Below are 12,272 nucleotides of genomic sequence, written 5' to 3' on the forward strand. Positions count from 1 at the left end.
GCCTTCCTCAAGGCCGAGGGCAAGAAGATCAATGTGCTCTTCGCGCACAACGACGACATGGCCATAGGCGCGATCCAGGCGATTGAAGAGGCGGGCATGAAGCCGGCAAAGGACATCACCATCATCTCGATCGACGCCGTCAAGGGCGCTTTTGAGGCCATGATGGCCGGCAAGCTCAATGTGTCGGTGGAATGCAGCCCCTTGCTGGGTCCGCAACTGATGGCCGCGGTCAAGGACATCAAGGCCGGCAAGCCGGTGCAGAAACGTATCGTTACCGAAGAGGGGATTTTCCCGATGGAAGTGGCAGCCAAAGAGTTCCCCAAGCGTAAATACTGATTTGTGCGCTGCAATAGCGCACCGATACTGAAAAATTCATTCATAACACTCTAGGAGACAATTTCATGAAGCGTACTTTTCTGAAGACATTGCTGGCCGGCCTGGTTCTAGGCGCCATGGGTATTGCGCCGCTTGCCTACGCGCAGGACAAGGGCAGCATCGGCATCTCGATGCCGACCAAATCCTCGGCCCGCTGGATCGCCGACGGCGACAACATGGTCAAGGTGCTCAAGGAGCGCGGCTACAAGACCGACCTGCAATACGCCGACGACGACATCCCGAACCAGCTTGCCCAGATCGAGAACATGATCACCAAGGGCGCGAAGGTCCTGGTGATCGCCTCCATCGACGGCACCACCTTGTCCAAGGCCCTGCAAAACGCGGCCGACAAGGGTGTCAAGGTCATCGCCTATGACCGMCTGATCAAGGGCTCGAAGAACGTGGATTACTACGCCACCTTCGACAACTTCCAGGTCGGCGTGCTGCAAGCCACTTCCATCGTCGACAAGCTGGGCCTGAAGCAAGGCAAGGGTCCTTTCAACATTGAACTCTTCGGCGGTTCACCCGACGACAACAACGCCTTCTTCTTCTACGACGGCGCCATGAGCGTGCTCAAGCCCTACATCGACAGCGGCAAGCTGGTGGTGCGCAGCAAGCAAATGGGCATGAACAAGGTCGGCACGCTGCGCTGGGACGGCGCGGTCGCGCAGGCACGCATGGACAACCTGCTGTCGGCTTACTACGGCAAGGAAAAAGTCCACGCGGTCCTGTCGCCTTATGACGGCCTGTCCATCGGCATCCTGTCCTCGCTCAAAGGCGTCGGCTACTGCTCAGCGCAGCAGCCTTGCCCGGTGGTCAGCGGGCAGGACGCCGAAATTCCTTCGGTGAAGTCCATCCTGAAAGGCGAGCAGTACTCGACCGTCTTCAAGGACACGCGCGAGCTGGCCAAGGTCACGGCCAACATGGTGGACGCCACGCTGTCCGGCAAACAACCCGAGATCAACGACACCAAAACCTATAACAACGGCGTGAAGGTGGTGCCCTCCTACCTGCTCAAGCCGGTGGCTGTGGATGCCTCCAACTGGAACCAGGTTCTGATTGGCAGCGGTTACTACAAAGAGTCGCAAATCAAGTAACCCTGCTTGAAGCTTGAAAGCACGACGGTCTCGTGCCCTGGGGGCACGGGACTGTTTACGCCCATGGGTGCCAATCACCTTCGGAGCGATTTTTGTACCAAAAGGACAGGCATTGGAAACGATTCTCGAGATGCGCGACATCCGCAAGACCTTTCCCGGGGTGGTCGCGCTGAACAAGGTCAACCTGCGCGTGCGCGCCGGGGAGATCCACGCCATYGTCGGYGAAAACGGCGCCGGCAAGTCGACCTTGATGAAGGTGCTTTCCGGTGTCTACCCGCACGGCTCTTACAGCGGCGACATTGTTTACGAAGGACAGGAACGCCGTTTCCTCGGTATCCACGACAGCGAACAGCTGGGCGTCATCATCATCCACCAGGAGCTGGCGCTGGTGCCGCTGCTGTCCATTGCCGAGAACATCTTCCTCGGCAACGAGACCGCGCAGCGTGGCGTGATCGACTGGATGGCCGCGCACAGCAAGACGCAGGCCCTGCTGAAAAAGGTCGGCCTCAAGGAGTCGCCCGCCACACTGATCACGGACATCGGCGTGGGCAAACAGCAGCTGGTGGAAATCGCCAAGGCCCTGTCACGGCAGGTCAAGCTGCTCATCCTCGACGAACCCACGGCCAGCCTCAACGAAGGCGACAGCCAGGCGCTGCTGGACCTGCTGCTGGAGCTCAAGGGCCAGGGCATCACCTGCATCCTCATTTCGCACAAGCTCAACGAAATTTCACGCGTGGCGGACGCCATCACCATCCTGCGCGACGGCAGCACCGTGGAAACGCTGGACTGCCGCGCCGCCGACCCCATCAGCGAAGACCGCGTGATCCGTGGCATGGTGGGCCGCGAGATGGCCGACCGCTACCCGCCGCGCGAGCCGCACATCGGCGAAACCGTGTTCGAAGTGCGCGACTGGAACGTCTACCACCCGCTGCACACCGACAGGCAGTTCATCAAGGGCGTCAACCTGCAGGTGCGGCGCGGTGAAATCGTCGGCATYGCCGGGCTGATGGGCGCGGGCCGCACGGAACTCGCCATGAGCGTTCAACGTCTCGCTGGCCAACCTCAAAGGCGTCTCAAGCGCCGCCGTCATCGACAGCGGCCGCGAATACCAGGTCGCGCAAAGCTACCGCGAAAAACTCCGCATCCGGTGCTCAAGCGTCGGCCAGAAAGTCCTCAATCTCTCGGGTGGGAACCAGCAAAAAGTGGTGCTCGGGAAATGGCTGTTCACCAGCCCCGAAGTGCTCATCCTCGACGAGCCCACGCGCGGCATCGACGTGGGCGCCAAGTACGAGATTTACACCCTGATGGCCCAGCTGGCGGCCGAAGGGAAATGCATCATCATGATTTCCTCGGAAATGCCCGAGCTGCTGGGCATGACAGACCGTATCTATGTCATGAACGAAGGCCGCTTCATCGCCGAGATGCCGACGGCCCAGGCCTCCCAGGAAAAGATCATGCGCGCGATCATGAAAGCAAGCTGAAATGAACAACGAGTCTTCCAACACCACCTCGATTGCCGCAAAAGCCGCCGCTGCAAGCGACAAATCGCCTCTCGACTACCTGAAGCACAACTTCCGCGAATACGGCATGCTGATCACGCTGGTGGCCATCATGGTCTTCTTCCAGTACATGACCGAGGGGACGCTCATGCAGCCCCTCAACCTCACCAACCTGGTSCTGCAGAACWSSTWCATCRTCATCATGGCGCTGGGCATGCTGMTGRTSATCGTSKCSGGCCATATCGACCTGTCGGTAGGCTCGGTGTGCGGCTTCATAGGCGCGCTGGCGGCCGTGCTGATGGTGGAGTACGGCTGGCATTTCGTGCCGGCCTCGCTGGTGTGCCTGCTCTGCGGCGCGTTGATAGGCGGGGTTCAGGGTTGGTTTGTCGCCTTCTTCCGCATCCCTTCTTTTATCGTCACGCTGGCCGGCATGCTGGTGTTCAAGGGGCTGGCGCTGGCGCTGCTGCAAGGCCAGTCGGTTGGCCCCTTCCCCGATTCATTCCAGATGCTCAGCTCGGGTTTCATGCCCGACCTGCTGAGCACCGACGGCCTGCGCATGACCTCGTTGCTGCTGGGCGTGGCGCTGGCCGCCGTGCTCGCCGTGGCCGGCATACGCGCGCGGGCCAAGCAGCTCAAGCACGGCATCCAGGCCGAGCCCGCCGCCATTTTCTTCGTCAAAACGGCGATGTTCTCGGCGCTCCTGATCTATTTCAGTTACCTGCTGGCGTCCTACAGGGGGCTGCCGAATGTGCTGATCGTGATGGCCGCGCTGATTTTCCTGTTCCACTTCATCACGGGCCGCACCACCATCGGGCGGCGCGTCTATGCGCTGGGCGGCAACGAAAAGGCCGCCAAGCTTTCGGGCATCAAGACCGAGCGCCTGGCCTTCTACACCTTCGTGAACATGGGCGTGCTGGCGGCGCTGGCGGGCCTGGTGTTCGCCGCGCGCCTGAATACCGCGACGCCCAAGGCCGGCCTGGGCTTTGAGCTCGACGTCATCGCCGCCTGTTTCATCGGCGGGGCCTCGGCCTCGGGCGGTGTGGGCAAGGTCATGGGCGCGGTGATCGGCGCGTTTGTGATGGGCGTGATGAACAACGGCATGTCCATCCTGGGCATAGGCATCGACTACCAGCAGGTCATCAAGGGCGTGGTGTTGCTGGCCGCCGTGTTTGTCGACGTCTACAACAAGAACAAGGCATGAACCACCCGGCCGTTCTGAGGGCGAATACCGCGGCGCGTGGCGCGAAGGCCGCTCCATGACCGTGGCCGACGCCGCCCCCGTGCTGGAGCTTGCGGGCATCCATAAACAGTTCGCGGGTATTCCGGCCTTGCAGGATGTGCGCTTGCGCCTGTATCCCGGGGAGATCCATGCCCTGATGGGGCAAAACGGCGCCGGCAAGTCCACGCTCATCAAGGTGTTGACCGGCGTGCTGGAAGCCAGCGGCGGCCGGATGCAGCTGGATGGAAAACCGGTATGGCCGGACTCTCCTCTGGCCGCGCAGCGGCTGGGCATCAGCACGGTCTACCAGGAAGTCAACCTCTGCCCCAACCTCTCGGTGGCGGAAAACATCTTCGCGGGCCGCTATCCGCGGTATGGCCTTGCGCAGGGATTTCGCATCGACTGGACCACCGTGAACCGCCGCGCGCGTGAACTGGTCGCGCGCATGGGCCTGGACATCGACGTCTCGCGCCTCTTGTCCAGCTACCCCGTCGCCGTGCAGCAACTGGTGGCCATCGCGCGCGCCATCGGCATTGAATCCAAAGTGCTGATCCTCGACGAGCCGACCTCCAGCCTCGACGACGACGAGGTGCAAAAACTCTTTGAAGTGCTGCGACGCCTGCGCGGCGAGGGGCTGGCCATTGTTTTTGTCACCCACTTCCTGAACCAGGTGTATGCGGTGTCGGATCGCATCACCGTGCTGCGCAACGGCAGTTGGGTCGGCGAGTGGCGTGCCAGTGAACTGGGGCCGCAGGCACTGATCGCGGCCATGCTGGGCCGGGAACTGGCCGCGCAATCCACCGCCGCCGCYGTGTCCCCGGAATTTGATGATGCCGCGCCGGCGCTTCTGCAAGCCGAAGGCCTGGGCCAGGCCGGCCAGTTGCAGGCCGTGGACCTGCGCGTGCGCGCCGGCGAAGTCGTGGGCCTGGCCGGACTGCTGGGCGCGGGCCGCACGGAACTGGCGCGCCTGCTGTTCGGCCTGGAGAAACCGGACCGCGGCGTGCTCAGCATCGACGGCCGGCCGGTCACTTTTTCCAACCCCGTCGACGCGATCCGGCAGGGCCTCGCCCTGTGTCCCGAGGAGCGCAAGACCGATGGCATCGTGGCCGAGCTCTCGGTGCGGGAAAACATCGTGCTGGCGCTGCAGGCCCGCATGGGCATGCGCCGTTTTTTGTCGCGTGCCGACCAGACCATACTGGCCGAACGCTTTGTCCAGGCGATGGGCATCAAGACCGCGAGTGTGGACACCCCCATCGGCCTGCTGTCGGGCGGCAACCAGCAAAAGGCCATGATCGCGCGCTGGCTCGCGACCGAGCCGCGCCTGCTGATCCTGGACGAACCCACGCGCGGCGTCGACGTGGCCGCGAAGCAGGAAATCATGGAGCAGATCCTGCGCCTGGCCCAGGCCGGCATGGCCGTGATTTTCATCTCTTCCGAAATGAGCGAGGTGGTGCGCGTGGCGCACCGCATCGTGGTGCTGCGGGACCGCCGCAAGGTGGGTGAGTTGCCCGCCGGCAGCAGCGAAGACACCGTCTATGAGCTGATTGCGGCTGAACATGTCTGACGCTTCCCACTCCCCCCTGACAGCGCTGCTTCGGCACCGCCTGGCCTGGCCGCTCATCACGCTGTTCCTGCTGCTCGCCGTGAACACGGTGTTTAACGCCAGTTTCCTGCACATCGAGTGGCGTGACGGCCATCTGTACGGCAGCCTGATCGACATCCTCAACCGTGCCGCGCCGCTGGTGCTGGTGTCGCTGGGCATGACCCTGGTGATCGCCACCCGCGGCATCGACATCTCCGTGGGCGCCGTGGTCGCCATCGCGGCGGCGGTAGCCGCCTGGATGATTGGCGGATCGGTGGCGGGAAGCGTGAGCCGCTTCCCCATGCCGCTGGCGATCCTCGCGGCGCTGGGCATCGCGCTGCTGTGCGGGCTGTGGAACGGGCTGCTGGTTGCCAGGGTGGGCATGCAGCCCATCATTGCCACGCTGATCCTCATGGTAGCCGGCCGCGGCATCGCACAGCTCATCACCGGCGGGCAGATCATCACCATCTACTACGCGCCATTTTTCTTCCTGGGCAGCGGTTACCTGCTGGGCCTGCCTTTCTCGCTGTTTATCGTGGCGGTGGTGTTTGCCCTGCTTTACCTGGCAGTGACGCGTACGGCTCTGGGCCTGTTCATCCAGGCCGTGGGCATCAACCCGACCGCGGCGCGCGTCGCCGGTGTGCAGGCGCGGCGGCTGGTGGTTGCGGCCTACGCCTTCTGCGGTGTGTGCGCGGGCATCGCGGGCTTGCTGATCAGCTCCAACGTCAAAAGCGCCGACGGCAACAACGCCGGCCAGCTGCTGGAACTCGACGCGATCCTGGCGGTCACGCTGGGCGGCACGGCGCTCACCGGCGGCCGTTTCAGCCTGGTCGGAAGCGTGATCGGCGCCTTGATCATCCAGGCCCTGACTTACGCCATCTATTCGCTGGGCGTGCCGCCCGAGATCAACCTGGTGGTCAAGGCCGTGGTGGTGTTTGCCGTGATGTTGTTGCAGTCGCCTGAATTCCGGACCGAGGTCGGCATCTGGATGCGGCGGCCGGCCGCGCGGGGGATGCGGCCATGAGCCGGGTGCTGGCCAATTCCGTTGGGGCCGCCGCGCCCGTGCCACCGGCAGCGCCGGCGCCGGTGTCCCGTTTCAATCCGAAATACCTGCCGCTGGCGGCCACCGTCTCGCTCTTCATCGCCATGGCGACCCTGGGCTCGGTGCTTTATAGCGGTTTTTTCTCGGCGCAGGTCTTTCTCAACCTGCTGATTGATAACGCCTTCCTGGTCATCATCGCCGTGGGCATGACCTTTGTCATTCTCTCGGGCGGCATCGACCTGTCCGTCGGTTCCGTGATTGCGCTGACCACCATGGTGTCGGCCGCGCTGGTGGAGCACCACGGCTGGAGCCCGGCCGCGGTGATTCCGCTGGTGCTGTTCATGGGAACGGCTTTCGGTGCCTTCATGGGGTTTCTGATCGAGCGCTTTCGCCTGCAGCCCTTCATCGTCACGCTGGCCGGGATGTTTCTCGCGCGCGGCCTGTGTTACCTGATCAGCGTGGACTCCATCAGCATCACCAACGAGTTTTATTCGGAAGTCTCGCAGCTGCGTATTCCCTTGTGGGCGGACGCCTCGCTTTCGGTCAGCGCCGTCATCGCCATGGCGGTGCTGTTCGCCGCGGTGTTCATCGCGCACTGCACGCCTTTCGGCCGCGCCGTGTATGCCGTCGGCGGCAACGAGCAGTCGGCCTTGCTGATGGGCCTGCCGGTGCGCCGCACGCTGGTGGGGGTGTACACGCTTTCGGGTTTTTGCTCGGCGCTGGCCGGCGTGGTCTTCACCTTCTACATGCTCTCGGGCTACGGCCTGCACGCCACCGGCATGGAGCTTGACGCCATTGCCGCCGTGGTGATCGGCGGCACGCTGCTCAGCGGCGGCGTGGGATATGTGGCCGGCACCCTGTTCGGGGTGCTGATGCTCGGGATCATCCAGACCCTGATCTCTTTTGACGGCACCCTCAGTTCCTGGTGGACACGCATTGTCGTCGGTGTGCTGCTGTTTGTTTTTTGCCTGCTGCAAAGGCTGCTGGCAAACCGCGGCCCCAAATCTTCCTGAAACCTCATTGACCAGACACTCCCCATGACAGACTCCAAACGAAAACTACGCTCCACCGCATGGTTCGGCTCGGCCGACAAAAACGGTTTTATGTACCGCAGCTGGATGAAGAACCAGGGCATTCCCGACCATGAATTCGACGGCCGGCCCATCATCGGCATCTGCAACACCTGGTCGGAACTCACGCCCTGCAATGCCCACTTCCGGAAAATCGCCGAGCATGTGAAGCGCGGCATCTCCGAGGCCGGTGGTTTTCCGGTTGAGTTTCCGGTGTTCTCCAACGGTGAGTCCAACCTGCGGCCCACCGCCATGCTCACGCGCAACCTCGCCAGCATGGATGTGGAAGAAGCGATTCGCGGCAACCCCATTGATGCCGTGGTGCTGCTCACGGGCTGCGACAAGACCACCCCCGCCTTGCTGATGGGCGCGGCAAGCTGCGACATCCCGGCCATCGTGGTCACCGGCGGGCCCATGCTCAATGGCAAGCTTGAGGGAAAGAATATCGGCTCGGGCACGGCCGTGTGGCAATTGCATGAGTCACTGAAGGCCGGCGAAATCCAGTTGCACCAGTTCCTGGCGGCCGAGGGCGGCATGTCGCGCTCAGCCGGCACCTGCAACACCATGGGAACGGCCTCCACCATGGCCTGCATGGCCGAAGCGCTGGGCACTTCCTTGCCGCACAACGCGGCGATCCCCGCGGTGGATGCGCGCCGTTATGTGCTGGCGCAGATGTCGGGCGCGCGGGCCGTCGAGATGGCGCGCGAGGGCCTCACGCTGTCGAAGATCCTCACGCGCGAAGCCTTTGAAAACGCGATCCGCGTCAACGCCGCCATTGGTGGCTCCACCAACGCGGTGATCCACCTCAAGGCGATTGCCGGCCGCATCGGTGTTCAGCTGGACCTGGAGGACTGGACGCGTATCGGACGCGGCACCCCCACCCTGGTCGACCTGCAGCCTTCCGGCCGCTTCCTGATGGAGGAGTTCTACTACGCGGGCGGCCTGCCCGCCGTGTTGCGCCGCCTGGGTGAGAACAGCCTGCTGCCGCATCCAAATGCGCTCACCGTCAACGGCCGGTCGATATGGGACAACGTGCGCGAAGCCCCGCAGTACAACGACGAGGTGATACGCCCGCTCGACAACCCGCTGATCGCCGACGGCGGCATCTGCATCCTGCGCGGCAACCTGGCGCCGCGCGGCGCGGTGCTCAAGCCTTCCGCGGCCTCGCCCGAACTGCTCAAGCACCGCGGCCGTGCGGTCGTGTTTGAAAACCTGGAGCACTATAAGGAGCGCATCGTCGACGAGAACCTCGACATCGACGCGAGCTGCGTCATGGTCATGAAAAATTGCGGCCCCAAGGGCTACCCCGGCATGGCCGAGGTCGGCAACATGGGCCTGCCGCCCAAATTGCTGCGCCAGGGCGTCAAGGACATGGTGCGCATTTCGGACGCCCGCATGAGCGGCACCGCCTACGGCACCGTGGTGCTGCACGTGGCGCCCGAAGCCGCGGCCGGCGGGCCGCTGGCTGCCGTGCGCGACGGAGACTGGATAGAACTGGACTGTGAAGGCGGCCGGCTGCACCTGGACATCAGCGATGCGGAACTGGCTGAACGCCTCGCCGCCCTGGACGGCAAAGCCCCCGAAGGCATGCGGGGCGGCTACCAGCGCCTGTATGTGGACCACGTGCTGCAAGCCGACGAGGGCTGCGATTTCGATTTCCTGGTCGGTTGCCGCGGCTCCGAGGTTCCTCGCCATTCCCATTGACACGCACACTGAATCACCCAACCCGCCCCTACCATGAACACCTCCCGCCGGCCGCGCTACCGCGGCATCTTCCCTGTCGCCCCCACTACCTTCACCGAGTCCGGCGAGCTGGACCTCGAAAGCCAGAAGCGCTGCATCGACTTCATGATCGATGCCGGCTCCGACGGCATCTGCATCCTGGCCAACTTCTCCGAGCAGTTTGTGCTGTCGGATGAAGAGCGCGAAACCTTGACCCGCAGCATTCTCGAACACGTGGCCGGGCGTGTGCCCGTGATCGTGACCACCACCCATTACGGCACGAAGATTTGCGCTGAACGCAGCCGCCGCGCGCAGGACATGGGCGCCGCCATGCTGATGGTCATGCCGCCGTACCACGGCGCCACTTTTCGCGTGAGCGAGCCGCAGATTTACGAGTTTTATGCGCGCCTGTCGGATGCGGTCAACATTCCCATCATGATCCAGGACGCCCCCGCCAGCGGCACGGTGCTGTCGGCCTGCTTCCTCGCGCGCATGGCCCGCGAGATCGAGCACATCGCCTATTTCAAGATCGAGACGGCCGGCGCGGCCTCCAAACTGCGCGAGCTGATCCGCCTGGGAGGCGATGCGGTGGAAGGGCCGTGGGACGGCGAGGAGGCCATCACGCTGCTGCCCGACCTTGATGCCGGCGCGACCGGTTCCATGACCGGCGGCGGCTACCCCGACGGCATCCGCCCCATCATCGAGGCACACCGCGCGGGTGACCACGACAAGGCCTACGCGCTTTACCAGCAGTGGCTGCCCTTGATCAATTACGAAAACCGCCAGGCGGGGCTGCTGGCCGCCAAGGCCTTGATGAAGGAAGGGGGCGTGATCGCCTGCGAGGCGCCTCGCCATCCTTTCCCGGCCCTGCACCCGGACACACGCGAAGGCTTGCTGGCGACCGCCAGGCGGCTGGACCCGCTGGTGCTGCGCTGGGCGCGATAGGCAAGCCTACCCGGCTTTCAAGGAGGCGTTCCGGACCCGGCCTGGCGCGCCAGGTGAACCTGGTGCAGCGTGATCTTGCGCACCTCGGCCTGGCTGGTCTCGATATGGGCGCGCAGCAGCATGGCCGCCTGGTCGCCGCGCTTGGCCTGGACCGCCTTGAGGATCTTGGCGTGCTCCTCATAGGTCGCGTCGACACGCGGCTGCTTGATGAAGTCGAGCCGGCGGATGATGCGGATGCGGTCTGTCACGTCGCGGTGCACCCGGGCCATCTCGGCATTGCCGGCAGCCGCCACCAGCGCGCAATGAAAGGCTTCATCCCACTGGGCCACCTGCACGTGGTCGGTGCTGCGCTGGGCCACCGGCACCAGCCAGATGGCGGCCAGTTCATCCAGCAGCGCCGTGTCCACTGCCTGGCTGCCGGCGCACAGGCGCTGTACGGCCGTGGTTTCCAGCACCATGCGCAGGTCGTAGAGTTGCTCGAACTTGTCGAAGTCAAAGGGCAGGACGCGCCAGCCGCTGCGGAACAGCACCTCGACAAAACCTTCCTGCTGCAGGCGAAACAGCGCCTGGCGCACCGGCGTGCGCGAGACGCCCAGGCGCTCGCTGACCTCGGTTTCGGTGAAACGGTCACCCGGCACCAGCTTGAAGGCGGCGATGTCGCGCTTGAGTTCGGCATAGGCCTCGTCGGCGCGCGAATGAAAGGCCGCGCCGGCAACAGGTGATGACGGTGCGCGGCTCATGCCAGCAGGCTCACGTGGGCGGCCACCACGCGCCAGCCATCCGGCGTGCGCAGCCAGGTCTGGCTCTGGCGGCCGGTCTTGTCGCTGCCGGCGCGCGCGAACTCGGTGTTCGCCGTGGCGAAGTCGCGGCCGTAGGTGGTGATCACTGTGTTTGACAAGGTGCGCGCCAGGCCCTGCGAGGGCCGGCCGGCGCGGAACGCGCGTATGGCGTCGTAGCCGTAGAGGTTCTCGGTGGCGCCGTATCGCAGCGTGTGTTCGCTGTTCCAGAACAGCTCGTCAAGCACTTTCACGTTATTGCTGACCAGCGCGTCTTCGTAACGGGCGAACACGGCCGCCACTTCGACATGAACGTCGGGCAGGTTGATGGTGTCGATCATGATTCCCCGATTGTCAGCGAAGCCAGCGGCGCGCGGGCGATGCCGGCGGCCTCCAACACTGCCGCCGCGCGCAGCGCGCGGTCTTCGCGCCAGGGAGCGGTGATCAGCTGCACGCCTGTGGGCAGGCCCTCTTCAGGCCATACCGGCACCGCGCAGACCGGCAGTCCTATGCAGGAGAAAGGCTGGGTCAGCAGGCCCATGCTGGGACGCAGCGGCAGGCGCTTGCCGTTGAGCTCCAGCCATTGCGCACCTATGGGCGTGGCGGCGCAGGGGGTGGCGGCGGCCAGCAGCACGTCAAAGTGTTCGAACAGGCCGGCCACGGCTTGCGCATAAAGGCGGCGCACGCGTTGGGCGCGGTCTATCCAGGCGGCCGGCAGCAGGGCGCCGGCCAGGAAGCGGTCGCGCGACAGGGGCTCGAAGTCGCCGGCGCGGCGCCGCAGGTCGTCCAGATGCAGGGCGCCGCCCTCGGCGTTGGTGATCAGGAAGGCGGCGGCCCGCCCGGCCTCGACCCAAGGAAGCTCCACCGTGTCCCGAGCGCCCAGCGTCTTGGCCACGTGTTGCACGGCGGCCCAGGCCTGGGGCTGCGCGTGGTCCTGGAAGTAGC

General features: G+C 64.5%; 11 protein-coding genes and 1 pseudogene. 9 read left to right on the forward strand and 3 right to left on the reverse strand.

The features are described from left to right. The 9 genes and pseudogenes from AC1D0P_RS15915 to AC1D0P_RS15955 all read left to right on the forward strand — a co-directional run. On the forward strand, positions 1-336 hold a 336-nt coding region (locus AC1D0P_RS15915; RefSeq protein WP_477677634.1), incomplete at its 5' end, for a substrate-binding domain-containing protein. A 65-nt stretch (positions 337-401) separates the two neighbouring features. Next, positions 402-1,472, forward strand: coding sequence for a multiple monosaccharide ABC transporter substrate-binding protein (chvE, locus tag AC1D0P_RS15920; protein ID WP_477677635.1), 1,071 nt, complete (start codon positions 402-404; stop codon positions 1,470-1,472). 130 nt (positions 1,473-1,602) lie between these two features. Beyond that, positions 1,603-2,953: pseudogene (locus tag AC1D0P_RS15925) on the forward strand (ATP-binding cassette domain-containing protein). A 1-nt stretch (position 2,954) separates the two neighbouring features. After that, the gene (mmsB, locus tag AC1D0P_RS15930) at positions 2,955-4,172 is read left to right on the forward strand and encodes a multiple monosaccharide ABC transporter permease (RefSeq protein ID WP_477677636.1); all 1,218 of its coding nucleotides are present in this window, start codon (positions 2,955-2,957) and stop codon (positions 4,170-4,172) included. A 55-nt stretch (positions 4,173-4,227) separates the two neighbouring features. Further along, positions 4,228-5,754, forward strand: a complete 1,527-nt coding sequence (locus tag AC1D0P_RS15935; RefSeq protein ID WP_477677637.1) for a sugar ABC transporter ATP-binding protein — start codon at positions 4,228-4,230, stop codon at positions 5,752-5,754. Further along, a complete protein-coding gene (locus AC1D0P_RS15940) occupies positions 5,747-6,796 on the forward strand; it encodes an ABC transporter permease (RefSeq protein ID WP_477677638.1) in 1,050 nt (349 codons plus the stop codon). Before AC1D0P_RS15935 ends, AC1D0P_RS15940 begins: the two co-directional genes overlap by 8 nt. Further along, positions 6,793-7,827, forward strand: a complete 1,035-nt coding sequence (yjfF, locus tag AC1D0P_RS15945; RefSeq protein WP_477677639.1) for a galactofuranose ABC transporter, permease protein YjfF — start codon at positions 6,793-6,795, stop codon at positions 7,825-7,827. The genes AC1D0P_RS15940 and yjfF overlap by 4 nt, the downstream gene beginning before the upstream one ends. 24 nt (positions 7,828-7,851) lie before the next feature. Next, complete coding sequence (locus AC1D0P_RS15950) at positions 7,852-9,588, forward strand: IlvD/Edd family dehydratase (RefSeq protein ID WP_477677640.1); 1,737 nt, start codon at positions 7,852-7,854, stop codon at positions 9,586-9,588. A gap of 33 nt (positions 9,589-9,621) precedes the next feature. Continuing rightward, positions 9,622-10,551, forward strand: coding sequence for a dihydrodipicolinate synthase family protein (locus tag AC1D0P_RS15955; protein WP_477677641.1), 930 nt, complete (start codon positions 9,622-9,624; stop codon positions 10,549-10,551). 17 nt (positions 10,552-10,568) lie between these two features. Here AC1D0P_RS15955 and AC1D0P_RS15960 read toward each other — a convergent pair whose 3' ends face one another. The 3 genes from AC1D0P_RS15960 to AC1D0P_RS15970 form a co-directional block, all read right to left on the reverse strand. After that, complete coding sequence (locus tag AC1D0P_RS15960) at positions 10,569-11,291, reverse strand: GntR family transcriptional regulator (RefSeq protein WP_477677642.1); 723 nt, start codon at positions 11,289-11,291, stop codon at positions 10,569-10,571. Further along, positions 11,288-11,668 carry an oxalurate catabolism protein HpxZ gene (hpxZ, locus tag AC1D0P_RS15965; protein WP_477677643.1) on the reverse strand — a complete coding sequence of 127 codons (381 nt, stop codon included), beginning with the start codon at positions 11,666-11,668 and terminating at the stop codon, positions 11,288-11,290. Before hpxZ ends, AC1D0P_RS15960 begins: the two co-directional genes overlap by 4 nt. Continuing rightward, a partial coding sequence (locus AC1D0P_RS15970) for an amidase family protein (protein WP_477677644.1) occupies positions 11,665-12,272 on the reverse strand: 608 nt, incomplete at its 5' end. The genes AC1D0P_RS15970 and hpxZ, both read right to left, overlap by 4 nt.

The sequence above is a fragment of the Polaromonas sp. P1_G2 genome (assembly GCF_056405515.1).